The sequence below is a fragment of the Amycolatopsis plumensis genome (assembly GCF_042652605.1).
Taxonomy (GTDB): Bacteria; Actinomycetota; Actinomycetes; order Mycobacteriales; family Pseudonocardiaceae; genus Amycolatopsis; species Amycolatopsis plumensis.
The window spans coordinates 8,198,017-8,222,942 of record NZ_JBHSJY010000001.1 but is presented as its reverse complement, the minus strand read 5'-3'; the positions used below and the strand labels follow the sequence as shown (position 1 = coordinate 8,222,942).

14 protein-coding genes are annotated in these 24,926 nt (G+C 74.4%); 4 read left to right on the top strand and 10 right to left on the bottom strand.

Annotated features, from left to right (window positions below):
* The first annotated feature begins 60 nt into the window (after positions 1 to 60).
* On the top strand, positions 61 to 897 hold the full coding sequence (locus tag ACFPLC_RS39690; protein ID WP_378201219.1) for a PaaX family transcriptional regulator: 837 nt from the start codon (positions 61 to 63) through the stop codon (positions 895 to 897).
* Here the strand turns inward: ACFPLC_RS39690 and ACFPLC_RS39685 are convergent.
* Genes ACFPLC_RS39685 through ACFPLC_RS39670 form a run of 4 tightly spaced genes read right to left on the bottom strand, consistent with a single transcriptional unit; the run spans position 882 to position 4,094 of the window.
* Positions 882 to 1,721: a 3-hydroxyacyl-CoA dehydrogenase family protein gene (locus ACFPLC_RS39685; RefSeq protein ID WP_378201222.1), complete on the bottom strand. Its 840-nt coding sequence runs from the start codon at positions 1,719 to 1,721 to the stop codon at positions 882 to 884. The genes ACFPLC_RS39690 and ACFPLC_RS39685 overlap by 16 nt on opposite strands.
* Positions 1,718 to 2,740 carry an HAD-IIIC family phosphatase gene (locus tag ACFPLC_RS39680; RefSeq protein WP_378201225.1) on the bottom strand — a complete coding sequence of 341 codons (1,023 nt, stop codon included), beginning with the start codon at positions 2,738 to 2,740 and terminating at the stop codon, positions 1,718 to 1,720. The genes ACFPLC_RS39685 and ACFPLC_RS39680 overlap by 4 nt, the downstream gene beginning before the upstream one ends.
* Positions 2,737 to 3,804, bottom strand: a complete 1,068-nt coding sequence (locus ACFPLC_RS39675; protein WP_378201227.1) for an acyl-CoA dehydrogenase family protein — start codon at positions 3,802 to 3,804, stop codon at positions 2,737 to 2,739. Before ACFPLC_RS39675 ends, ACFPLC_RS39680 begins: the two co-directional genes overlap by 4 nt.
* Before the next feature lie 5 nt (positions 3,805 to 3,809).
* A complete protein-coding gene (locus ACFPLC_RS39670; RefSeq protein WP_378201230.1) occupies positions 3,810 to 4,094 on the bottom strand; it encodes a phosphopantetheine-binding protein in 285 nt (94 codons plus the stop codon).
* A 286-nt stretch (positions 4,095 to 4,380) separates the two neighbouring features.
* Here ACFPLC_RS39670 and ACFPLC_RS39665 point away from each other — a divergent pair, with 286 nt between their 5' ends.
* From ACFPLC_RS39665 to ACFPLC_RS39655, 3 genes are read left to right on the top strand one after another with little or no spacing between them, the layout of a single operon-like run.
* Positions 4,381 to 12,159: an amino acid adenylation domain-containing protein gene (locus tag ACFPLC_RS39665; RefSeq protein WP_378201233.1), complete on the top strand. Its 7,779-nt coding sequence runs from the start codon at positions 4,381 to 4,383 to the stop codon at positions 12,157 to 12,159.
* Between the two features lie 13 nt (positions 12,160 to 12,172).
* On the top strand, positions 12,173 to 17,548 hold the full coding sequence (locus tag ACFPLC_RS39660) for a condensation domain-containing protein (protein ID WP_378236090.1): 5,376 nt from the start codon (positions 12,173 to 12,175) through the stop codon (positions 17,546 to 17,548).
* Positions 17,545 to 18,522, top strand: a complete 978-nt coding sequence (locus ACFPLC_RS39655) for a 3-oxoacyl-ACP synthase (RefSeq protein WP_378201239.1) — start codon at positions 17,545 to 17,547, stop codon at positions 18,520 to 18,522. Before ACFPLC_RS39660 ends, ACFPLC_RS39655 begins: the two co-directional genes overlap by 4 nt.
* A gap of 49 nt (positions 18,523 to 18,571) precedes the next feature.
* Here the strand turns inward: ACFPLC_RS39655 and ACFPLC_RS39650 are convergent, their stop codons facing one another.
* From ACFPLC_RS39650 to ACFPLC_RS39625, 6 genes are all read right to left on the bottom strand, one after another.
* Positions 18,572 to 20,446, bottom strand: coding sequence for a Calx-beta domain-containing protein (locus ACFPLC_RS39650; protein WP_378201242.1), 1,875 nt, complete (start codon positions 20,444 to 20,446; stop codon positions 18,572 to 18,574).
* 317 nt (positions 20,447 to 20,763) lie between these two features.
* Positions 20,764 to 21,996, bottom strand: coding sequence for an NAD(P)/FAD-dependent oxidoreductase (locus ACFPLC_RS39645; RefSeq protein WP_378201245.1), 1,233 nt, complete (start codon positions 21,994 to 21,996; stop codon positions 20,764 to 20,766).
* 5 nt (positions 21,997 to 22,001) lie between these two features.
* The gene (locus tag ACFPLC_RS39640; protein WP_378201248.1) at positions 22,002 to 23,543 is read right to left on the bottom strand and encodes an FAD-dependent oxidoreductase; all 1,542 of its coding nucleotides are present in this window, start codon (positions 23,541 to 23,543) and stop codon (positions 22,002 to 22,004) included.
* Positions 23,540 to 24,271, bottom strand: a complete 732-nt coding sequence (locus tag ACFPLC_RS39635; protein WP_378201251.1) for a class I SAM-dependent methyltransferase — start codon at positions 24,269 to 24,271, stop codon at positions 23,540 to 23,542. The genes ACFPLC_RS39640 and ACFPLC_RS39635 overlap by 4 nt, the downstream gene beginning before the upstream one ends.
* The gene (locus tag ACFPLC_RS39630) at positions 24,268 to 24,588 is read right to left on the bottom strand and encodes a lycopene cyclase domain-containing protein (protein ID WP_378201254.1); all 321 of its coding nucleotides are present in this window, start codon (positions 24,586 to 24,588) and stop codon (positions 24,268 to 24,270) included. The genes ACFPLC_RS39635 and ACFPLC_RS39630 overlap by 4 nt, the downstream gene beginning before the upstream one ends.
* Positions 24,585 to 24,926 carry a lycopene cyclase domain-containing protein gene (locus tag ACFPLC_RS39625; protein ID WP_378201257.1) on the bottom strand — a complete coding sequence of 114 codons (342 nt, stop codon included), beginning with the start codon at positions 24,924 to 24,926 and terminating at the stop codon, positions 24,585 to 24,587. The genes ACFPLC_RS39630 and ACFPLC_RS39625 overlap by 4 nt, the downstream gene beginning before the upstream one ends.

Below are 24,926 nucleotides of genomic sequence, written 5' to 3'. Positions count from 1 at the left end.
GACGGCCGTCAACATTCTGCACAACATCAAGTGGCGGGCGTCCGGGTTACGCTGGCGCCCGTGACGTCATCCGCCGAGACCGGCTCCGGGCCCCGCCCGAAGTCCGTCATGCTCACGTTCCTGGGCATCCACCTGCTCGGCCGGGCGAGCGCGATCTACTCGGGCAGCGTGATCGACGTGTTCGGCCGCGTCGGCGTCTCGGAGGAGGCGGTGCGCTCGACGCTGACCCGGATGGCGGGCAGCGGGTTGCTGACCCGCCACCGGCACGGGCGGAAGGTCTACTTCGGTCTCAGCGAACGCCTCGCAACGGTTCTCGAGGACGGCCGTCGGCGGATCTGGGAGACCGGCGCGGTCAACCGGTCGGAGGACGGCGGCTGGACGCTGGTCGGCTTTTCCCTGCCCGACACCCGCCGCGGCGACCGGCACGACCTGCGCCGCCAGCTGACCTGGGCGGGGTTCGGCCTGCTGCAGAACGGCTTGTGGGTCGCCCCCGGCGTCCGGGACGTCGCGGCCATCGTCGAGCAGCTCGGCCTCGACGGGCACGTCACGGTGTTCACGGCGCACCCGGCGAAGCCCACCGAAGCGGCCGAGCTCGTCCGCAAAGCCTTCGACACGGCCACGATCGCCTCGCGCTACCACGACTTCATGGACAAGTGGGACGGCGGGAAGCCGGCGTTCCCGGACGACCTGACCCGCCGGCTGATGCTGCACTCGGACTGGCTGCACGTCGTCCGCCGCGACCCGCACCTGCCGGCCGGGCACCTGCCGCGCGACTGGCCCGCGATCGAGGCCGAGACGCTCTTCCGCAAGCTGGACGCGGACTTCCGCGAAGGCGCGGACCGCCTCGCCGCCGAGACGCTCGAGCTGTTGCCGACGGCGGCTCAGCCCGCCGGGTAGGTGTGCAGGCCCCGGCCGGTCTTGCGGCCCAGCCTGCCGGCGCCGACGAGCTCGGTCAGCAGCGGGCACGGGCGGTACATCGGCTGTCCGGTGCATTCCAGCAGCACCACCAAGGTGTCCAGGATGACGTCGAGCCCGATGAGGTCGGCCGTGCGCAGCGGGCCCATCGCGTGGCCGAAGCAGGTCTCGAAGACCCGGTCGACCGTGGCGGCGTCGGCGATGCCGTCGCCGACCGTCGCGATCGCCTCGTTGATCGTGGCCATCAGCACCCGGTTGGCGACGAAGCCGGGGCCGTCGCCCACCACGATCACGCGCTTGCCGATGCCGGCCAGCAGGTCCGTGGTGGCGCGCAGGGTCTCCTCGCCGGTCGTCGCCGCGCGGACCACCTCGACGGTGTCCTTGAGCGGGGCCGGATTCATGAAGTGGGTGCCGATGACCCGGTCGGCGCGGGCGGTGGCGGCGGCGAGCCGCCCGATCGGGACGGCGGACGTGCAGGAGGCGAGCACCGTCGCCGCGGGACAGACCCGATCCAGCCCGGCGAACAGCGTTTCCTTGACGGCAGGCCGTTCCGCCGCGCATTCGACGACGAACTCGCTGTCACCCAGTTCGCCGAGCCGCCCGGTCCAGCGGATCCGCTCCGGGACCGCGGCCGGCGGGCGGGCACCGAGCAGTGCCGCCATCCGCAGCCCGGCCCGGACCCGCTGCGGGCCCTTCTCCAGTGCCCGCGGGTCGGTGTCGGCGACGACGACGTCGTGCCCGGCCGCGGCGAAGCACTGCGCGACACCGGTGCCCATCACCCCGGCTCCCACGATCCCGATCTTCACCGGTTCCTCCCGTCGACGATCCGGACGTGGGCGGGCACCGCGGGCGGTGGCCGCCCCGGCGCGAAGGTCAGCGTGCCCTCGCCGGCCGGCTCGAAGCCCGCGAACCGCAGGGTCACCAGCATGATCCGGTTCGCCTCCGTCGGGACGAACCGGGCGACCGGACGCCGGCCGCGCGCCAAGACGTCCCGGACGAGGTGGCCGAGCAGCACCGTGCCGATCCCGCGGTTCAGCACCCGGCACGAGGTCAGGAGCAACTCCAGGACGACGTCGGCGCCGTCGTGGCGGAGGACGGCCAGCCCGACCGTGCCGTGCGCGCCGAACCGGTCGGTGACGTCCGCGACGAGCACCTCGTGGTCCTCGGCCGCGCACAGTTCGCGCAGCCGGGCGGCGTCGAGGGTGCGGCCCGTGGTGTTGAGCTGGTGGGTCCGGAGGGTCAGCTCGTGCGCGCGGTCGAAGTCGGCTTCGGTGGCGGCGCGGACCGTCATCGTGAGCCCGAGCGAGGCCAGGAACTCGGGCGGAGAACCGGGGAACGCGCGTTCCGCCGCGGCCCGCGAGCGTTCGGCCAGGTACCGGTGGCGGCGACGGCGGGACTCGCCGGTCACCAGCTCCGGCCGGAACTCCGCCAGGCCGGCGAGCTCGCCGACGCGCTCGGCGGGGTAGCAGCGCACCATCGGCAGCGCGGCGGTGACTTCCGCGCACTCGGCCGGGTCGTTGTCGGCGAAGGCGATGGTGTCCAGGCCGATGTTCAGCTCCGCGGCGATGCGGCGGATCGCCGCGGACTTTTCGCCCCAGCCGACTTCGACCGCGCAGAACAGCTCCGCGAGGCCGTGTTCGGCCAGGTGCCCGGCGGCGCGGGCGAGCTCGCCGCGACCCGCCACGGCGTGCAGGATCCCGCGCTCGTCCAGCGCGTGCAGCGTCTCGAGCGCGGCGGGGAACGGGCGTGGCCGGTCGCCTTCGAGCACGACGCCGTCCCAGAGCGTGTCGTCGAGGTCCCACACCAGGCACTTGACGGTCTTCACGGGCGCCACCGCAGCGCGTACTCGCCGAGCTGCTGTTCGGCGACCTCGTCGGCGCCTTCGATGATCCGCATCACCTTGGCGTCGCGGAAGAACCGGCCCACCAGGCTGTCCTCCGCGCAGCCGGCCGCCCCGAGCACCTGCCCGGCCCGGTCGGCGACGGCGGCGGCCGCGCGGGCGGCCACGTACTTGGCCAGCACGGTCCCGGCGACGGCGTCCGGATCGCCGTTCTCCCGCAGGGCCGCGGCGCGGGCGCACAGCTCGCGCGCGGCGGCGGTGTCGGCCAGGCTGCGGCCGAGCAGGGCGCGCACGGTCTGGTGCCCGGCCAGCCGCACCCCGCCCTGCACGCGGGCGGCGGCGTGGCCCGCGGCGGCGCGCAGGCAGGCTTCCGCCATCCCGACGCAGCCCCAGGCGACGGTGAAGCGCCCGTGGTCCAACGCCGTCGCCGTCACGTGGGACAGGCCGAACCCGGGTGGGGCGAGGAGGTTTCCGGCGGGCACGAGCACGCCGTCGAACCGGACGTGGGCGAGCCGGGCCGCCCGCATCCCGAGCTGGCCGCGCACCGGCTCGGCCGTGGTGCCGGGCCGGTCCGCCTCGACGAGCACGGTGACCGGACGGCCCCCGCAGGTGGCGAGCACCAGGAAGACGTCGGCGAGCTGCCCGAAGGTGACCCACAGCTTCCGGCCGTGCAGGCGCACCTGCCCGCCTTCGCGCTCGGCGGACGTCGTCACGGCGGACAGCTCGCTCCCGGCGCCGGCCTCGGTGGCCGCGAACCCGGCCAGGACCTCGCCCTGCGAGAGCGCCGGCAGCCAGTGTGCGCGCTGCTGCGCGGTGCCCCAGCGCCGGACGGCCGCGGTGACCATGCCCTGCACCGTGATCAGCGCGCGCAGGGCACTGCACACCCCGCCGAAGTCGGCGCAGAGCTCCCCGAGCTCGGCCGGCGTGCGGTCGGGGGACAGGAAACCGGCGTGCGCCACGGCTTTGACGACCTCCGGCGGCAGGGCGCCGCGGGCGTCCCAGTCCGCCGCGTCCGGCCGCACTTCGGCCGCGAAGGCGGCGGAGTCCATTGTGGTCACGGAATTCCGGCCGATCGTTTCCGGAGCACGAAAGCGGTGACGCGGTTCATGGTCCGGAAATGGTCGAGATCGAGGTCTTCCACCGCGACCTCGATGCCGAACCGGCGCTCGATGTGGGCGACCAGTTCCAGGGCCAGCAGGGAATTCACCAGTCCCAGTGCGAAGTAGTCTTCGTCGGGGCCCGGGGTGTTCCCGGCCGTCGCGGAGCTGAAGAACCCGTTCAGTTCGGCCAAGATCTCCTCGGCGGTGACGTCCGCGTCCACCGGCTGCTGGCCTGTCACGCGCCCTCCCTCGACGAAGCCCCCGTTCGAAGCTAACACGGTCCGCGGTGCGTCGACGACGCCGAACGGCGTAATCGTCGGGAAGATTCGTCCATTGTCCTCAATGGACGATCAATTTCCCTTGTGTTCGGCGGCAATTATGGACGGTGACGGCCGGTCCCTCGATCGGCGGCTTGCCGTTCGCGGGAAGCCGCTGGAAGTATCCGGAGTTCGTCACCGCCGGGATTTCCGGCACCGGGCACGGGGAATTCTGGGGATGACTACCACGACCGGACCATTGAGCAGCGTGGGCGATCTGCTGGCCCACCGGGCGGCGCGCACTCCGGCGGAAACCGCCGTGGTGTGCGGCCGGACCCGCGTGGACTACGCGGAACTGTCCGCTCGCAGCGACGAAGTGGCCGCGCGCCTGGCCCTGAACGGCGCGGGCCCGGAAATCCGGGTCGGCCTCCTGGCCGAGCGCGGGGTGGACATGGTGGTGGCGCTGTTCGGCGTGCTCAAAGCGGGCGCGGCGTACGTCCCGCTCGATCCGGCCCACCCGGCCCGGCACCGGGCTGCGCTGCTCGCCGACGCGGGGGTCACGCTGGTGCTGACCCAGCCGCACCTGGCCGACGGGCTGCCAACGGAGTGCGTACCGGTGTTCGTGACGGGCGACCCGGCGCCCGGTGGATTCGGTCGCGATGGCGAGGCGGGCAATTCCCGCAGCGTGTCCGGGGCGGACCCGGCCCGCCCGGTCGTTTCCCCGCCGCGGATCCGGCCCGGCAACCTCGCCTACGTGCTCTACACCTCCGGCTCCACCGGACGGCCCCGAGGCGTGCTCGGCACCCACGGCGGCCTCCTCGCCCTCTTCGCCGCCCACCGCGCCGGCCTCTTCGAGACGGCCGCCGGCGAGCGGCTGCGGGTCGCCCACACCGCCGCGTGGTCGTTCGACGCCTCCTGGGTTCCGCTGCTGTGGATGCTCGCCGGGCACGAACTGCACGTCCTGGACCGGGGCGACCCGCGGGAGACCGTCGCCGCGCTGGCCGACGCGCGGATCGACGTGCTCGACGTGACCCCTTCCCACCTCCGGATGCTCCTGCTCGCCGGGCTGCTGGACGGCCCCGCGCGGCCGCGCATCGTCGTCACCGGCGGCGAGCCCGTCGATCCCAATCTCGGGGCGGCCCTGGACGCCGCCGGGGTCGTGGTCCGCACGGCCTACGGCACCACCGAGACCACAGTGGACAGCCTGGTCTGCGACACGGTTCCCGAAGGCCGCGCGGTGCTCGGGCGTCCCATCGCGGGAACCCGCGCCGAGGTGCTGGACGCCGGGCTGCGGCCGGCCGCCGAAGGGGAGCTCTTCCTGGCCGGGCCCGGGCTCGCGCGCGGCTACCTCGGCCGTCCGGGTGCCACCGCGGCCGCGTTCGTCGCCGACCCGGCCGGGCCGCCCGGCTCGCGGATGTACCGCACCGGCGACCGCGTGCGCCGCCGCGACGACGGGCTGCTGGACTTCCTCGGCCGCGCCGACGGGCAGGTCAAGATCCGCGGCATCCGCGTCGACCCGGCCGACGCCGAAGCGGCGCTGCTGAGCCATCCCGGCCTGGCCGCCGCGGCCGTCGTGGCCCGGCGGGACGGCCGCGACGAGCACCTCGTCGCCTACGTCGTGCCCAAGACGGACCCGGTGACCGGGCTGCGGGCGTACCTGCGCGGCCGCGTCCCGGAGCACCTGGTGCCCGCCCGGTTCGTCGAGCTGACGAGCCTCCCGTTGACCACCGGCGGAAAGGTCGACCGACAGGCCCTGCCCGCGCCCGCCCGCTCCGACGGCACCGCTCCTCGCGGCCCGGCGGAGGAGCTGGTCGCCGACGTCTGGCGGGACGCGCTCGGCCTGGACCGCGTCGGCGCCGACGACGACTTCGTCGAGCTGGGCGGCGACTCGATCCTCGCCATGCGCGTGGCCGGCACGCTCAGCCGGCGCCTCGGCGCGGCCCTGCCCGCCCAGGCCGTCTTCGAACACCGCACGGTCGCCGGGCTCGCGGCCGCCCTCTCCGGCCCACACCCCGGCCACGCGCCGGTCCGCACCACACCCGGCACCGCGCTGCCCCTGTCGTCCGGCCAGGAACGGCTCTGGTTCCTCGACCAGCTCGCCCCGGGCGGCGCCGAGTACAACACCAGCGCGGGGTTCCGGCTGCGCGGCCCCCTGTCCGCCGACGCGCTGGCCAGGGCGCTGACCGCGCTGGCCGCGCGCCACGAGTCGCTGCGCACGACGTTCCCCACCGTGCGCGGGCGGGGCGTCCAGGTCGTCGGACCGCCGCCGGAGATCCGGCCGGACGTCCGGACCGCCGACGACGTCGAACGCGAGCTGCTCGCCGAAGTCCAGCGGCCGTTCGACCTCGCCCGCGGGCCGCTGTTCCGGGCGACGGTGTTCGAGCTGGGGCCGGATGACCACCTGCTCGTGCTGGTGCTGCACCACATCGTCACCGACGGCTGGTCGATGGGGGTGCTCGCCGGCGAGCTCGGCCTGCTGTACTCGGACGCGGCGGCCGAGCTGCCCCCGCTGCCGTTGCGCTATACCGATTTCGCCGCCTGGCAACGCGACCGGCTCGCCGGTCCGGAGCTGGACGACCGGATCGCCTACTGGGAGCGGCAGCTGGCCGGGGTGCCCGCGCTGGAGCTGCCCACCGACCGGCCGCGGCCCGCGGTGCGGGGGACGGCGGGCGCCACGCACCGCTTCACCGTGCCTCCGGCCCTGACCACGAGGCTCGCCGAACTCGGCCGCCGGCGCGGGGCCACGCTGTTCATGACCCTGATCGCCGCGACTCAGGTCCTCTTCGCGCGCTACACCGGGCAGCGCGACATCGCCCTCGGCACGGTGACGGCCGGGCGGTCCTGGGACGAGCTGGCGGGACTCGTCGGCTTCTTCGTCAACACCGTCGTGATCCGCTCGCGCCTCGAGGGCGATCCCGTCTTCACGGACTTCCTGGCCGGCGTCCGCTCGACCGTGCTCGACGCGATGGCCCACGACGACGTCCCGTTCGGCCGCCTGGTCGAGCTGCTCGCCCCGGACCGCGACGCCGGCCGCTCGCCGCTGGTCAACGTGATGGTGGTGCTGCAGAACGCGCCGTCGGCCCGGCCGGAGCTCGCCGGCCTGGCGGTCGAGGAGCTCGACCTGCCCCGGCGGTCGGCCCCGTTCGACCTCACGTGCGAGTTCGAGCCGCGGGACGGCGGCCTGCGCGCCACCGTCGAGTACCGCACCGACTTGTTCGACGCGGACACGATCCGGCGGCTGGCCGAAAACCTCCTGGTTCTGCTGGAGAGCATCGCCGGCGACCCGGGACGGCGGCTGTCCCGCCTGCCCTTCCCGGCGCCCGCGCAACGGCGTGCCGTGCTGGCGGCGGGCCGGTCGCCGGTGGACGGTCCGGGGCTGACCGTGCTCGACGTCTTCGCCGACCGCGTCCGCGAGCGCCCGGACGCCCCCGCGGTTTCCTGCGCCGGTACGGCGTTGACCTACCGGGAGCTGGACGGCCGGGCGAACCGGCTCGCGCACGGCCTGATCGCCCGCGGCGCCGGCCCGGACGTCCGGATCGGCCTCTGCGTACCGCGGGGGATCGACGCGGTCGTCGGCATGCTCGCCGTCCTCAAGGCCGGGGGCGCCTACGTCCCGCTCGACCCGCGTTATCCGGACGAGCGATTGGCGTTGCTGCTGGCCGATTCCGGCGCCACGACGGTGCTCACGACACCGGCCGCGCGTGATCGGGTCCCTCCCGGGGCCCACGTGCTGATCGCCGAGGACGGGCCGGAGCCCGGCGCCCCGCCGTGCCGGGTCCGGCCGGACAACCTGGCCTGCGTGCTCTACACCTCGGGTTCGTCCGGCCGCCCGAAAGGCGTGCTGATCGAGCACCGCTCGGTGACCCGGCTGTGCGCCGACGAGTACGCCCGGCTCGGCCCGGACGACGTCGCGACGCAGTACGCACCCCTGTCGTTCGACGCCTCGACGCTCGAAATCTGGGGCACGCTGCTGTCGGGCGCGCGGCTGGCGATCGACGCCGAGGACGTGCCGTCGGTCGAGGCCCTCGGGGCCTTCGCCCGCGCCGAGGGCGTCACCGCGCTGTGGCTGACCGCGGGGATGTTCCACGAGGTGGCGGCGGCCGACCCGGAAGTGTTCGGCGGGCTGCGCCGGCTGGTCTCCGGCGGGGACGTCCTGTCGCCGCGGCAGTGCGCGACGGTCCTGCGCCGGTGGCCGGACCTGGAGCTGGTCAACGGCTACGGGCCCACCGAGGGCACCACGTTCACCGCCTGCCACCGGGTCCGGGACGGCGACGGCGCGCGGCCGGTGCCGATCGGGCGGCCGATCACCGGGACGCGCTGCCTGGTGCTGGACCGCCACCTCGATCCGGTGCCGCCCGGCGTGCCCGGCGAGCTGTACGTCGGCGGGAGCGGCCTGGCCCGCGGCTACCTGGACCGGCCCGGCCTGACCGCCGACCGGTTCGTCGCCGACCCCTTCGGCCACGGCACCCGGCTGTACCGCACCGGCGACGTCGTGCGCTGGCGCGCCGGCGAGGAGTGGGTGCTGGACTTCCTCGGCCGGTCCGACGACCAGGTCAAGATCCGCGGCTTCCGGATCGAGGTGGGCGAGATCGAGGCGGCGCTGCGGCGGCACCCGGACGTCGCCGAGGCCGTTGTAGTCGCGCGCGAGGACACTCCCGGCCACAAGCGCCTGGCCGGGTACGTCGTGCCCCGCCGTCCGGTCGAGCCCGGCGCGCTGCGGGAATTCCTGGGGCAGAGCCTGCCGGGGCACCTCGTCCCGGGCGCGCTGGTGGTGCTCGACCGGTTCCCGCTGACGCCGCAGGGCAAGGTCGATCGCCGGGCACTGCCCGCCCCGCGGCCGCGCGCCAACGGAACCCGCACGGCGCCCCGGAGCCCGGCCGAGGAGGTGCTGACCCGGGTGTGGGCGGAGGTGCTCGGCGTCGAGCACGTCGGGACGCAGGACAACTTCTTCGAGCTGGGCGGGGACTCGATCCTCGGCATCCAGGTCGTGGCGCGGGCCCGGCAGCTCGGGCTGCGCCTGAGCGCCAAGGACGTCTTCCTCCGGCAGACCCCGGCCGAGCTGGCCGCGGCGGCGGTCCGGGAGGAACCGGCGGCGCGCGCGGCACCCCGGCCGTCCGGTCCGGTGCCGCTGTCGCCGATCCAGCACTGGTTCTTCGAGACGATCACCGAGCACCCCGGGCACTTCACCCAGTGGGTGTCGGCCGAGCTCGCCGCGGACGTCGACGAGGCGGCGCTGCGGACCGCGGTTGCGGCGCTCGTGGACCACCACGACGCGCTCCGGCTGCGCTTCCACCGGGTCGACGGCGAGTGGCGGCAGGAGTACGCGGAACCCTTTCCGGCCCTCCGAGTCGGCCCGCTGTCCACGATGGACTTCTTCGAGCTGGACGGCGGCCCGTTGTTCACCGCGGTCCTCGACGGCGCACGGCTGCTGCTGGCCGCCCACCACCTGGTGGTGGACGGTGTGTCGTGGCGGATCCTCCTGGCCGACCTGAGCACCGCCTACACCACGGCCCGCGCCGGGCGGCCGGTGGAGTTGCCGCCCCGGACCACGTCGTTCGACGACTGGTCCCGCCGACTGGCCGAACATGTGACGGCGGGCGGGTTCGCCACCCGGTTCTGGCGCCGGAGCGCGCCGGGCGCCGGGCCGGACGGCGACCCGCGGCCGCCTCGCGCGGTGACGGTCCGGCTCGCCGCGGACGAGACGGCGGCGCTGCTGCGCGACACGTTCGCCGCCTACCGCACCCGCATCGAGGACGTGCTGGTGAGCGCGCTCGCCCGGGTCCTGGGCGGCTGGCTGGAGCGGGAGAGCGTCCTGCTGGAGCTGGAAGGGCACGGCCGCGAAGACCTCTTCGAGGACGTTGACCTGTCCCGGACGGTGGGCTGGTTCACGACGCTGTACCCGTGCCCGGTGGAGGTGCCCCGGGACGGTGGGTGGGGTGCGGTGCTGAAGGCGGTCAAGGAGTGTCTGCGCGCGGTCCCGGACCGGGGGCTGGGGTACGGGGCGGTGCGGTACCTGGGGCAGGAGCGGCTGCCGGAGCCCCGCCCGGTGGCGGCGTTCAACTACCTGGGTCGCTTCGACGCCGAGCCGGAGCCCGGCGAGCCGTTCCGCGGCGCCCCCTCCGCCATCGGGCTGAGCCGGGCCCCGCACGTCACCGGCACCTCGCGCCTCGATGTCACCGCCGCCGTCACCGCGGGCGGCGAACTCGAATTCGACTGGACCTACTCGCCGGGCGTGCACGAACCCGCCACCGTCACCCGCCTCGCGACCGAAGTGCTCGCCGCGCTGCGGGAGATCGCCGCCCACTGCGCCGAGCCGGGTGCCGGCGGCCGCACGCCGTCCGACTTCCCGCTCGCCGCGGCCACCCAGGCGGAACTCGACCGGCTCCTCGGCGACGGCCGCCACGTCGAGGACGTCTACCCGCTCACCCCGATGCAGGCCGGGATGCTGTTCCACGGCCTTTCGGAACCGGGCACCTACCTCGAGCAGGTCTGCTTCACCCTGACCGGCGTCGAGGACCTCGCTGCCCTCGAGCGAGCCTGGCGGCGGGCCGTCGACGAGATCCCGGCCCTGCGCACCGCCGTCCGCTGGACCGGCGTCCGCGAACCGGTCCAGGTCGTGCACCGGTCCGTCACGCTCCCGGTGACCGTGCTCGACGGGCGCTCGTACGACGAAGCCGGCCTGCTCGCCGCCGACCGCGCAGCCGGGATCGACCCGGCCGTGCCGCCGCTGATGCGGGTCACCCTGATCCGGCTGGACGATCACCGGGTCCGGACACTGTGGACCTTCCACCACGTCGTCCTCGACGGCTGGAGCGTCTTCGAGGTGCTCACCGACGTCCTCGCGCACCTGTGCGGACAGCCCGGCAAGCGGCGCCGCCCGTTCGCCGACCACCTCGCGTGGCTGGCCCGCCAGGACGCGACGGCGGCCGAAACCCACTGGCGGAAGGTCCTCTCCGGGCTCACCCCCACCCGGCTGCCGTACGACCGCCCGCCCGGGCGGGCCCACCGCGCCCGCTCCACGTCCATTGTGGAGCGCTCACTGTCCGCTGTGGACTCGGAACGGCTGGCCGCCTTCGCGCGACGGCACCGGCTGACCGTCAACGCCGTCGTGCAGGGCTCCTGGGCGCGGCTGCTCGCCCGGCACGGCGGCGAGCCGGACGTCTGCTTCGGCGCGGTCGTGTCCGGCCGGCCGCCTGACCTGCCGGGCGTGGACGCGATCGTCGGGATGTTCGTCAACACCGTGCCGGTCCGGGTGACGGTCGCGGAGGCCGAAGACCGGCCGGGCTGGTTCCGGCGGTTGCAGGCCGACCAGGCCGAGGCCCGCCGGTTCGGGCACGTGTCACTGGCCGAGCTGCGCCGCTGGAGCGGGCTCCCCGCCCGGGCGGGGCTCTTCGACAGCATCGTCGTGTTCGAAAACTACCCGTTCGACCGCGACGCGCTGGCCGAGCGCGGGCTGCGGGTGGCGGACCTGACGGCGGTCGAGATCACGAACTACCCGCTGGTCCTCGTCGCCCACGGCAGTGCGCGGGAACCGCTGGGCCTCCGGCTCGGCTACGACCCGGCGCTGTTCGACGACGATACGGCCGAGGAGCTCGCCGACGAACTCGCGGAGCTCCTGCGCGACCCGGCGGGCGGCCGGCCCGCGCAGCCGGTCGCGGCCGGGCCGGTCGGGTCGCCGCGCGACCGGCAGCCCGCCGGTCCGCGCGAACCGGCGGAACCGCCTTCCGCCCCCGCCGAGAGCGAACCGGCCTACCTCGCGCCCCGCACCGCGACCGAGCGCGCGCTGAGCCGGATCTGGTCCGAGGTGCTTTCCGTCGAGCAGGTCGGCGTCGACGACGACTTCTTCGCCCTCGGCGGCGATTCGCTGCTCTGCCTGCGGGTCACCGCCCGCCTGCGCGCGGACTTCGGCACTGCGCTGCCGCCGCGGGCGTTGTTCGACAACCCCACGGTCGGCTCGCTGGCCCTGATGCTCGAGCACCCCACGCTCGCCGCACTGGGCCGGGCGGTGGACCGCGGCCTGAACCCGCCGAAGGACTACGAGCTCTAGGAGGCCGGAGCCGGTGCGCAACGACGACGTGGCGATCATCGGGGTGTCCGCCCTGCTCCCGGGCGCCCACGGGCTGGACGCCGTGCACGACCTGCTCGCCGAGGGGCGCGACCGCACCGGCCAGCCGGCGGAGGAACGGCTGCGAGAGAACGGCTTCCCGCCCGGGCCCGGCTACCTGCCGATGGGCTACCTCGACCGGATCGACCGGTTCGACCACCGCTTCTTCGGCGTCCCGCCGGCCGAGGCCACCTGGATGGACCCGCACCAGCGGCTGATCCTGCAGCTGGCCCACGAAGCCCTCGAGAACGCCTGCTACGCGCCCCAGGCCCTGCGCGGCTCCCGCACCGCCGTCGTGCTGGGGAGTTCGCGGAGCGACTACGAAGACCTTTTCGAGGAGGAAGACCCGCAGCAGATCCTCGGCATCCTGGGCGCGTCGCTCGCCGCCCGGATCAGCTACCGCCACGACTTCACCGGGCCCGCGCTCGTCCTCGACACCGCGTGCAGCGGCAGCCTGGTCGCGGTCGCCCACGCCGTCGCCCTGCTGCGCAGCGGGGCCGCCGACCTGGCGCTGGCGGGCGGCATCAGCGTGCGGCCGGTGCCGATCCGGGCGGCCGGGCACGTCCCGGTCCGCGGGGTCGAGTCGCCCGAGGGCCGGTGCCGCCCGTTCGACGAGAAGGCCACCGGCGCGGTCGGCGGCGAGGGCGGCGGGATCGTCGTGCTCAAGCCGCTGCCCGCCGCGCTCGCCGACGGCGACCACGTGCACGCCGTGCTGAAGGGCATCGCGGTCAACCACAACGGCTACCGGATGGCCAGCATGAGCGCGCCGAGCCGGGCGGCCCAGACCGAGGTGATCACCGCGGCCTGGCGGGACGCCGGCGTCGACGCGGCCACCGTCGGGTACGTCGAGTGCCACGGCTCGGCCACCCCGCTCGGCGACGTCGTCGAGGTGGAGGCCCTGCGCCAGGCGTTCCTCGACGCCGGCGTCACGACGCCGTCCTGCGCGATCGGCTCGATCAAGGGCAACATCGGCCACCTCGACAACGCCGCCGGCGTCGCCGGACTGGTCAAGGTCCTGCTCAGCGTGCGGCGCGGGGTCCGCTACCCGACCGCGCACTTCGAGACGCCGAACCCGCTGATCGACTTCAGCGGCCCGGTGCGGGTCAACCCCGCCTTCGCCCCGTGGGACGGCGACGCGCCGCGGCGCGCGGGCCTGAGCTCCTTCGGGCTCACCGGCACCAACGTGCACGCCGTCGTCGAGCAGGCGCCCCCGGCTCCGGCGCCCGCGGAACCCGACGGGACCGAGCAGCTCGTCACGGTCTCGGCGAAGACGGCTTCCGCGCTCGCCACCTACCGCGACGCGCTCGCCGAATTCGCCGAAGGGAGCGGGCTCGGTGTGCTCGCCATCGGCCACGCGATGAACCGCGGCCGTGACGACCACCCCTTCCGCCTCGCCGTCGTCGCCGACGACCCCGCCGGCCTGGCGGCGGCCCTGCGGTCGGCCGCCGTCCCGGACGCGCCCGCCGCGGACGACCCGCCGGTGGTGCTGCTGTTCTCCGGCGACGGCGGGGTCGAACCGGAAAGCTGGGAACGGCTGTGCGCGGCGTGGCCGGTCCTCGGCGACGACCCGCTGCCCGAGGAGCCGGGCCCGCGGCTGGTCGCCGTCCACCACGCCCTCCACCGGCTGGCCCGGTCGCTCGGCATCCCCGACACCCACCTCGCCGGTTCGGGTGTGGGCAACCTGTCGGTGCGGATCGCGCGCGGTGACCTGTCCCTGGCCGACGGACTGGCGGCCGCGGCGGGCCGGGCGGTGGAGGCCACGCTCGACTCCGGACGGCTGGCCGAGGCGGTGCGCGGGTTCGCCCGGGACGGCGCGGTGCTCGTCGAGCTGGGCACCGGCGGCGTGCTCTCGCGGACGATGCGCCGCCTGGCGCCCGAGCTGGGCTGCGTCGAGCTGATCGCCGGGGCCGGCCGCCGGGCGGTCCTGCGGCAGGTGGCCACGCTGTACCGGCTCGGCGTCCGGCTCGACTGGGACCGCCACTACGCCGGGATGGTGGTGCCCCGGATCGAAGCCCCGGCCTACCCCTTGGAGAGCGTCCGCTGCTGGTGCCGCGCGCCGGGCTCGCCGTCGGTCGAAACCCGGGTACCGGAACCGGTCCCCGTGGTGTCCGATGTGGACACCGAGCGCCGGGTCGCCGAGGTCTGGGCGCGGGCACTGGGCGAGGACGAGCTCGGCCGCGAGTCGGACTACTTCGCCCTCGGCGGGACGTCGATCGCGGCGATCACCGCGCTGCGCACCATGGAACGCGACTTCGGCGTCGAGCTGACGTTCGCCGATCTGTACGGCCACCCCACCGTGCGGGCCTTCGCCGCCCGCATCGAGGCCGTGCGCGCCGAGCGCGGCGCCTCCGAAGACGTCCCCGCCATCACGGTGCTGCCGCGCGGCGGCCCCCTGCCGCTGTCGTTCGGGCAGGAACAGCTGTGGTACCTGGACCGGTTGAACCCCGGCAGCGCGCTGTACAACATCCCGCACGACCTGCGCCTGACCGGCCCCCTGGACGAAGCCGCGCTCGCCGGAGCGGTGCAGGACCTCCTCGACCGCCACGAAATCCTGCGCACCTGCATCCCCGACGAGGAGGGCGTGCCGTTCACCCGGCTCGCCGAACCCGGCCCCGGCTTGGTCGTACACGACCTGAGCGCGTTGCCCGACGCGGAGCGGGACGTGGCGGCGCACCGGCTGGCCGACAAGGAGGCCGTCCGCCCGTTCGACCTGGCCACCGGCCCGCTGGTCCGGATCACCCTGGTGCGCCTGGCCACCGACGACCACGTGCTGCTCTGGACCTACCACCACATCGTCTTCGACGGCTGGTCGCCGACGATCTTCTTCCGCGACTTCACCGAGCTCTACCGGGCACGGCTGGCCGGCCAGGCGCCCGAGCTGCCGGACCTGCCCTTCCAGTTCGCCGATTTCGCGGCCTGGCAGCGAAACCGCCTGTCGGGGGAGACGCTCGAACGCGGCCTGCGGTTCTGGCGCACCGAGCTCGCCGGGCTCCCGACCGTCCAGCTGCCGCTGGACCGGCCCCGCCCGGCGGCCCAGAGCTTCGACGGCGGCCTCGTCGAGTTCACCATCGCCGAACCGGCGGCCGAAGCGGCCCGGAAGTTCAGCCGCGAACACGGCGTGACGACGTTCGTGACGATGCTCGCGCTGGTCGACGCGCTGCTGCACCGCTGGGCCGGGTTCACCGACGTCGTCGTCGGGGTGGCCACCTCCGGCCGGACGCACCCGGCGACGCACGACCTCATGGGGTACTTCAACAACCTGCCGCCGTTCCGCACCCCGGTCGACGGCACGCAGTCGTTCACCGACCTGGTCCGGCGCTGCGCCGACACCGTCGCCCACGTCCTCGACCACGAGGAAATCCCCCTGGAGAAGATCGTCTCGGCCGTGTGCGGGCCGCGCGAGCCCGGCCGCCAGCCGCTGTTCGACGTCGCCTACACCTACCAGAACGTCCCGCAGGACACCGCCGAGCTGGGCGGCCTCGGCTGCTCGCGGTTCTCCGACGCCGGCACGGTCGCCGGGATTGCGCCGGGCACCGCGAAGTTCGACCTGACCGTCGGCGTCATCGACCAGCAGGACGGGCCGATGGACGGCTACTTCGAGTACGCCACCGCGCTGTTCGACCGCGGGACGGCGGAAGCGCTCGCCCGGCTGCTGCCCGGCCTGCTCGACGCCGTGCTGCGCGAACCCGGCCGTCCGCTCGACGCACTGCCGGCCGTCGAGGGCGAGCCGGTCCCCGCCTCCACCCACCGGGAGCCCGCCATGACCGCACCGTACTCTGTGGACAGCGTTCCGTCCGCCCACGCCGAGCGGGTCCTCACCGCGATCTGCGCGGACCTGCTGACCGGCGGCGGCCCGGTCGGCCCGAAGGACAACTTCTTCGACCTCGGCGGCGATTCGGTCCTCGGCGTCCGGGTCGCCGCGCGGGCGGCGAAGGACGGCGTCCACTTCACCCCGCAGCAGCTGCTGCAGTGCCGCACGCTCGGCGAACTCGCCCGCGCCGCGGTCGTCGACGGCCCGGCGCCGGTGCCCGCGCCGCCCGCGGTGACGGCCCCCGAGCCCCCGCGCCCGATCCCGCTCACGCCGATCATGCTCAGCTTCCTGGACCGGATGCCGGACGACGTCGGCGACTTCGTCGACGTGCACACCGTGCAGACCACGCCCGAGATCGACGGGGTCGCGATCCGGACGGCGATCGGCCACCTCCTGGCCCTGCACGAACCGCTGCGCTACCGGTTGCGGCGCAACGCACTGGGCACCCGGCTCGAAGTCGCGGACCTCACCGCGGCGGACGTGTTCGACACGAAGGTGCTGCCACCGCTGGACACCGACGAGGAGCTGGCGATCGTCGCGGACGACTGCCTGGCCATGAAGGCGGAGATGGACCCCGCGCGCGGGCCGCTGTTCCGCGTCCGCCACTACGACCGCGGCCGCACCCGCGGCGGCCTGCTCGTCCTGCTGGTCAACCACTTCGTCTTCGACAACATGTCCACTGTGGTCGTTCTCGACGACCTCGACGTCCTGCTCGCCGACCTCGCGGCGGGCCGCACCCCGGCCCCGGCGCCCCGGCCGCCGCGGTGGCGCGAGTGGGCCGAGCACCTGCGCGCGATGGCCGCCTCGGACGAGCTGGCGGGGGAGCTGACCTACTGGACGGCGACCCTGCGGGCCGGGGAAGCGGCCGGGCGAATCGGCGGCTCGCCCGGCGACGGCATCACCGCGCGGACCCTGGACGACCCCGCCGTCGCGACCCTGCTGTCCGCCGGGGGAGCGCAGGGCCGGGAAGCGGCGCTGTGCGCGGTGTCCTGCGGCCTGGCCCGGTGGCAGGGCGCGCCGAGCGCGTTCGTGATGACCGAGGGGGAGGCCACGCCGAACCCGTTCCGGCTGGCCGGGCGCGGCCCGTCGGTGGGCTGGTTCACCACCCTGCACCCGCTGGTGCTGCCGGTCGAGCCGGGCACGGCGGCGCGGGACTGCCTGCCGGAGATCGCCGACCGGGCGCGGTCGGTGCCGAACGACGGCGTCGGCTACGGGATGCTGCGTCACCTCTCCCCGGACTCGCCGGGGACCGCCCGGCTGCGCGCCCTTCCTGAACCGGAAGTCCTGGTGCTGCACGGGCCGAGTGACACTTCCGCGTTCGACTCCGGCGTCCGGTTGCTGCGAACCCGCTGGGACCTTTCGGTGAACCTCAAGCGGGCGGTCGCGTCCTGGTTCCCGCTGGTGGTCACCAGCGCGGTGCGCGACGGCGCGCTGCGGCTGGCCGTGGCGGGCGGCGTCGGCCAAGAGCGCCTGGACGCGCTGGCCGACGAAATCCTGGGCGCCTTCGGCGAACTCCCGTGATCGCGCTCGCCGCCTCGGCGTGGTACCTGCCGGAGACGTTCCTGACGGTCGCCGAGCTGCCCTCGCTGTCCGACGCCGAACGCGCGACCTGCGCCGCGCTGGGCATCGACCGGGTGCCCGCCGACGACACGCTGACCGCGGCGGACCTGGCCGCCCGGGCGGGTGAGCGGGCGCTGGCCACCGCGGGCCTCGACGCGAACGACGTCGACGTCGTGCTGACGGTGGAGCCGCGGGCTCCGCAGACGCTCGTCAGCTCGGAGGCGACGCGGCTGCAGGCGATGCTGGGCGCGGGGCGGGCGATGGCGTTTTCGGTCGGCGGCCTCGGGTGCGCGTCGCTCACTCCGGCGCTGCTCGCGGCGAACGGGCTGCTGCGCGCGGATCAGGACCTGGCGAACGTACTGGTGCTGCACGGGAGCAAGCCCGCGACGCCCGGGCGGTACCGCCACCCCGTCACGGTGAACGGTGACAGCGGTGGCGCGCTGCTGCTGCGCCGCCGGGGAGAGCTGCGGATCCGGGACATCCTGCTGGAGACCAACGGGGCGTACGCGGACCTGTTCCGGGTCGAATACCGCGACGAGAAGTTCGCCCGCTGGCGCGAGGAGTGCACCGACCCGGCGGCGTACTCGTTCCGGCTGGCCGTGGAGACCCGCAATCGGCTGCGAGCGCTGGTGACCCGCCTCCTCGGCCGCAACGGCCTGACTCCTGCGGACGTCCCGTGCTACCTGGCCCAGAACCTGTCCACGGCCGCGTTCCGGAATTGGTCGGAGGCGATCGGCGTCCCGATCGCGAAGGCGTGTTCCGACAACTTGGCCCGCTTCGGCCACCTCGGACCGAACGACGTCTTCTTCAACCTCACCAGCGCCCAGGAGACCGGGGAGTTCGGCGGCCGCGCGGTGCTGCTGAACATCAGCCCGGCCGCGGCCTGGAGCGCCCTCCTGGTGACCACCGGCGCCACGACGTCCCACGAGCTGTGAAGACCTCCCGGGGCGGGCGGTGGCCACCCGCCCCGGGTGGTTCAGCGGATCACCGCTTGCAGGGGTTGCCCGCCGGGTGCGCGGCGGTGCCGTGCACGTCGGCCTGGGACTCCGCAAGCACGATCTTGGCCAGCGGGGTCTCGAGCGAAACGGCCTGCTGCTTCACGACGCCGTTCGCGATGGTCTGGCCGTTCAGCTTCAGCGAGCCGATGACCAGCGCGATGGTCAGCGGCGCCGAACCCACCGTGACCGGGACGCCGTTGATCTTGAGCGACGCCACGCTCGAGCTGCCGCTCAGCACCGGGGCGAGCCCGCCCGGGGACGGCTGGCAGGTCGCCGCCGCCTGGGACTGGATCACGCCCAGCTCGATGGTCAGCCCGACCGTGCTGATCACCGTCTTGTCGATCCGGGCCGCCGCCTGCGCGTGGTCACCGGCCGCCGGCGCCGCCGACTGGTTGTCGGGGGCCAGGTCGGTCGAGGACGTCAGCGCGTGCGTCTCCACCTTGATCAGGCCGGCGTTGAGCGTCGCGTCGAGGACGCTCTTGCTGTCGTCGGCGCAGGGCAGGTTCGCCGGGTTCGCCACGGCCGCGGTGACGCCGATGACGTTCGCGGCGGTGCCGGTGCAGGAGAACACGCCGTCGCGGTCGTCGTCGACTATCGTGCCGACCCCGGTCGGGTCGACCAGCCCGGCGCCGACCGGAGCCGAGAGCGTCACGGTGAACGTCTCGTCCGGCTCGTCGACGGTGTCCGGGTTGACCAGCACGGTCACCGGCTTGGCCGTCTCGCCGGGCGCGAAGGTCACGTCACCGCTCGCCGCCTGGTAGTCGGCCGGCGCGGTCGCGGTGCCGTTCGCGGTGGCGTAGTGGACCGTCACCGGGTTCGGGCTCGCGCCGCCGAGCAGCGACACGGTGAACGTCGCCGGCACGGCCGCGCCGCCGGAGCCTTCGTTCACCGTGACGTCGTTGATGCTCAGGCCGAGCACGCGCACGGTCGTCGTCTCGACGAACCCGCGGGACACGCCGTCGACGAGGTAGTCGACCGTGCAGTGATAGGTGCCGGGCGCGGCGTCGGCCGCGGCGGCGACGGTCTCGGTGAACGTGGCGACGTCCCCGCTGGGCACCTTGACGCTCGCCGGGTCGTTGGTGAGGGTCAGCTGCGGGTCGCAGCCGGTGACCTTCGGCGTCACCGTGACCTCGATGGACTTGATGCCGTCGAGGATGGCCTGCGACACCTGGTCCGACGGCACGTTGTTCAGCAGCACCCCGCCGGTGGCCGTGGCGATGGCGCTCGCCTGGCCGTCGGCGTCCAGGTTGCCGACGTTGACCGCGACCACGCGGACCTTCGCCGCCTTGAGCGCGTCGATGGTCTGGGTCAGGCTGTGCCCGCCGCTGGGGTCGTGCGACGGTGCGTCGCCGAACCAGGCGATGATCCGGGTGCCGTCCGGGCGGTAGGTGACCGCGCCGGTGGCCAGCTCGTAGAGCGCGTTGAGGTCGGCCTCCGGGAAGTCACCGCCGCCGGACGCGGCCCACTGGTTGATCCCGGCCTGCACCGCGGCGGTGTCGCCGGTGATGCCCTGGTTGACCTTGAAGGGCACGGAGTCGGTGAAGTCCTTGTATTCGGCGACGCCGAACTGGGCGGTCGGCTGCGCGGCGAGCACGTCCCCGGTGATGGCACCGGCGTTGGTGCGGACGTTGGAGATCGCGCCGGCCATGCTGCCGGTGGTGTCGGCGAGGAGCACGAGGTCGGGGTTCGGGGGGACGGGGGAAGTGGTGACGTGCTTGGTGACGGTCGTGCTCTGCCCGGCGGAGAGCGTGAGGTCGACGGTGGCCGGATCGACTCCCGGCGGCGCCGCGGCCGCGACGGCGGCCGGGGTGAGCAAGGCGCTGACCGTGGTCAGCGCGACGAACAAGGATCTCCGCGACATGGACTTCCTTTCCGAAGCCGGATTACTGCGGGTTGCCTCGGGAAGACGGAAAAGCCGGGAATTCGTTAGCGAGCCGGGGAAACGTCACTCGGAGCGCCCTGTGTCAAGGCGCTCAACGGGTCACGGCTCCCGGTTCGGCCTACGGGCACGAGGGTTTCACTGCGCCGGAGTACCGAAGATCGCCGGGCGGAGTTCACTCGATCCAGCGACGGAGAGGGGGTCGAGCGGCACGATGGGTGGGGGCCGATGGCCGGAATCCGGGGCGATTTCGCAGCGTGGGCAGCGAATTTCCGCCCGGATGTCGTAACGAGGAAGGCTCAGCGGCCCGGCCGGCTCGCTGGGCCGAGGTCGGCGAGCACCGCGCGGGCCGCCCGGGTGCCGGACGCGAGGGCGCCCTGGAGCGAGCTCGTGTCCCGGTGGTCGCCGCACACGTACAGCCCCTCGCCCAGCCGCACGTCACGCCGGAGTGCGTGCGGTGGTGGCATCGCCGGGAGCCCGTGGACGATCTCGTACCGGGCGACCAGCGGCCACCGCGTCGCGTCGGTGCGGTACATCCGGCCCAGCGCCCGGCGCACGACGTCCTCCGGCAGCGCCGTCAAGGCAGAAGCGCTCACGAGCGCGGCCCCCGGTGGGGCGTACGTCGGGCACACCTCGCTGACCACACTCGTGTTCACCACCGGCCCGCCGCGGGCGTCGATCACGATCACCGGTTCGCGCAGCGGTGACCGCGGCGGGGCGAAGTACCACGTCGTCCCGCTGTTCCAGCGCGGCTCGGGGACGCCGGTGAGCCGGGCGGCCGTGGAGCCGTCGGTGGCGACGACGACCGCGCGGGCCGTCCACGCCTCGCCACCCGCCGTGCGGACCCGGCCCGGGCGGACCTCCTCGACCGGCGTGCCCAGCCGGACGGCCGAGGTCGGCAAGGCCCGGGCGAGCTGCCTCGGGAGCTCGCCCATGCCCAGCGCCGGCAGCGACGGCGCCGACCGCAGGAAACTGCGCCACACCAGCTGGAAGAACCGGGACGACGTGCTCAGCTCCGGTTCCAGGAACACCCCGGACAGGAACGGCCGGAACACGGTTTCCACGGCCCGCGACGACACCCCCGCGCGGCGCAGTTCGCCGGCCGTCGTGCGGTCTTCGCGGTCGATGACCGCCTGGACCGGTCCCGCCGCGACCCGGGCGGAGAGCGTGCCGAGCGCGGCCAGGTCCTTCGCCGACAGGTAACGCCGGGCCGCGATGTCGCGCAGGGCCTTGGGCGTGTCCAGCGGGTTGCCCAGCAGCGAGACGCGGTCGTCGTCGGCCACCCGCACCGCGCGCCAGAACCGCCCGAGGTCGAGGGCGTCGACGTCCACCAGCCGCCGGATCGCCGGGTAGGCCGGGTTGAGGATCTGGAAGCCGCGGTCGAGGCGGAAGCCGTCGACGACGTCGGTGCGCACGCGGCCGCCGACCTCGTCCGAGGCCTCCAGCACGACGCAGGGCACCCCGGCCCGGTGCAGCGTGACGGCGGCGGCCAGCCCGGCGAGCCCGGCGCCGGCGATGACGACTTCGGGCATCCCGCTCACCGGCCGAAGGACTTCGTCGCGGCGAGCCGGTTCAGCAGGCCGATCCGGCCGCGGTTGGGGACCGAGCGCAGCGGGTGCCCGGCGAGTCCCCACCCCGCGAGGAGTGCGTTGGCCGCGGCCCAGCCGGTCGCGGCCGCCCGTTCCATCAGGGCCACCGGGAGGTCGATCCGCACACCGTCGCCGGCCAGCACCAGCGCCGGGTCCGGCGTGACGACCTTCGGGCGGCTGGCGAAGTCGCCGAGCCCGAAGAGCGGGCAGTCCTCGCGCCACAGGGAAATCGACGCGGTGACCCGTGCGCCCAGGGTTTCGGGGTAGATCGAGTGCAGCCGGTCGTCGACGGCCTTCACCAGCGTCTCCCGGTCGTCGGTGGTGGCCGCGTAGGCGTGCAGCTCCACGACCGAGCCGCCGGTGCGGGCGGCCCACCGCCGTGCCTCGCCCTCGTAGCGGTCGAGCAGGCTGATGTTGTCCAGCGGTGGCACGCTCCCGGTGCCCAGGAACGCCGGCCGGGTGGCTTCGACGGGCCGGTCGAGCCACAGCCGGCGGACCAGGAACGGCGGTGCCGTGCGCAAGCCGGCCACGGCCGCCCGCCAGTCCGGCGTGCCGAGGCTCGGCGACGCGGCGACGATCTCGCGCAGTCCCCGCACGTCACAGGCGAGCACGACGGTGTCGAACCGCCCGGTCTCGTGGGGCGTCGTGACCGCGAACCCGCCGGAAGTGCGCTCGAGGCCCGCGACCGGGGTGCCGGTCCGGATCGTGACCCGCCGATCGGCCAGGTACCCGGCGAGGGGCTCCCACAGCGCCTGCGGGAACGGCTCGGTCGGCACGTCGAACACGAGGCCCTCACTGGAGCCGAGGAAGTACAGGTGGAACATCGTCGCCAGCTCCGCCGCGGACAGTTCGCGCGGATCGGCGAAGAAGCTGCGCGAGAACACCTCGAACGCCAGGTGCTTGGCCGCTTCGGGGAAGTTGATCGCGTCGAGGAAGCTCGCCGCGTCGGTGGTGTCGAGCCGGTGGTAGGTCTCCGGGACGCTGACCGTCGCCAGCGGCAGGGCGCCGCGGCCGTTGATGCGCACCAGGTCCTTCCGCGTGAACGTCGGGCTGCGCCAGGCGAACGCCAGCGCGTTCCACGGCGGCGTCCGGGGGAGACCCGCGAAGGTGTCCGTGCGGCCCTGGGCGTCCAGCAGCGGGTAGTCGGCCAGCGGGGTCAGCCGGTCGAGCCGGGGATCGGTGCGCATGAGCAGCGACCGCAGGTTGTAGTACTGGCGGAAGAAGGCGTGGAAACCGCGGCTCATGGTGACGCCGGTGCCGTCCGGCAGCCGGTCCGCCCAGCCGCCGACCCGCCCGCCGAGGTGGTCGTCGCGTTCGAAGAGCGTGACGGTGACGCCCCGCTCGGCCAGCCCGGTGGCCGCGGTGAGGCCGGCGATGCCGCCGCCGATCACCGCCGCGGTCGGGCGGTGGCCGAGCAGGGTGGCGTCGGCCAGGCCGGGCGGGGCCGGCCGCGTCTCGATCCGGGGGTCGGTGCCGAGGGGGCGGGTCACGGGTGCTCCTGCGGGTTGGTTCCCAGGACGGTGTGGACGATGCCGTTCTGCCAGCCGGGCATCGAGGCGGTGCGGACGTCGGTGAACCCGGCGTCGGCGAGCCGGCCGGCGAGCGCGGCGATCCCGTCGAATTCCAGGACGCTGCGGCGCAGGTGGCGGTAGAGGGTCGCGTCGCCGGTGGTGACCTTCCCGAGCGGGATGATCACGCCCGCGCAGACGGCGTTCCACACCCACCGGGCGCGCCGCGAGTCGTGGACGGAGTACTCGTGGACCGCGATCCGGCCGCCGGGACGCAGCAGGCCGCGCAGCCGCCGCAGCTGCCGAGTCGGCTCGGTCAGGTTGCGCAGCAGGTACGCCGCCAGGATCGCGTCGAACGGGCCCGAGACGCCGTCGAGGTCCTCGACCGGCGTGTGGACGAAGGTGACGCCTTCGGGCCAGTCCTTCGCCCGGGCCTGGGCGAGCATCTCGCCGGAGGCGTCGAACGCGGTGACCTCCGCACCGGGGGCGACGGACACCAGCGCCGCCGTCGACGCGCCGGTGCCGCAGCCGGCGTCGAGCAGCCGCAGGCCCGTCCCGTCCGGCGGCAGCCCGAGCCGCCGGGCCGACAGCCGGAGGTGCTCGTGGTAGCCCGGGTTGGCGCCGACCAGCTTGTCGTACCACCGCGCTTCGGTGTCGAAGGCCGACGGCACCGCACCGCGCGGGAGACCGTCCTTCGCCATCGCGTTCATGCGCGCTCCTCCCGGGCCGCGGATCGTTCCCACACCAACAGCACCGCGGTCACCAGCGCGAAGCCGAAGAGGAAGTCCTCGACCGGGATGTCCCACGGGAAGCGCCGGCCGCTGATGTGCTGCGGGGCGTAGCGCACGATCGGGTCGGAGAGCTTGGTCAGCCAGCCGTCGACCGGGATCTGGAACGCGGTCACGATGACGATCGTGATCCAGTAGGCGGGCCGGCGGAACAACCCCGTGCGCAGCAGGACCAGCTCGGCCAGCACGACCGCGGCCACGGCGGCGACCGCCGGCACGGTGTAGCCCCACGGGATCACCGGCGGGCCTCCTGCCGGACGAGCCGCCGGAGCACCGCGAGGGTGAGCTGGACGATCTCGTAGGTCAGCACCCCGCAGATCGGGATCACCACGAAGAACAGGATTTCCTCCAGCGGCACGGCGAAGGGCGCGCGGATCCCGGTGACGTGCTCGGGCGCGTAGTCCCAGACGCCGCCGGCGATCGCCAGCACGTCCCAGACGAGGAACACGAGCGCGACCGGCAGCACCGCGCGCGCCAGCCGCCGCGGCTGCCGGTAGACCCGCGCCCCGGCGATCTCCAGCGGCAGCGTGACCAGGACGCACGCGGCCAGCACGACGAGGTATTCGGCCTTGCCCAC

What these genes read in the sequence shown, in the direction of transcription:
- ACFPLC_RS39650 (WP_378201242.1), bottom strand. Translation starts at nt 20,446, where the DNA reads ATGTCGCGGAGATCCTTGTTCGTCGCGCTGACCACGGTCAGCGCCTTG.
- ACFPLC_RS39645 (WP_378201245.1), bottom strand. Translation starts at nt 21,996, where the DNA reads ATGCCCGAAGTCGTCATCGCCGGCGCCGGGCTCGCCGGGCTGGCCGCC.
- ACFPLC_RS39635 (WP_378201251.1), bottom strand. Translation starts at nt 24,271, where the DNA reads ATGAACGCGATGGCGAAGGACGGTCTCCCGCGCGGTGCGGTGCCGTCG.
- ACFPLC_RS39675 (WP_378201227.1), bottom strand. Translation starts at nt 3,804, where the DNA reads ATGGACTCCGCCGCCTTCGCGGCCGAAGTGCGGCCGGACGCGGCGGAC.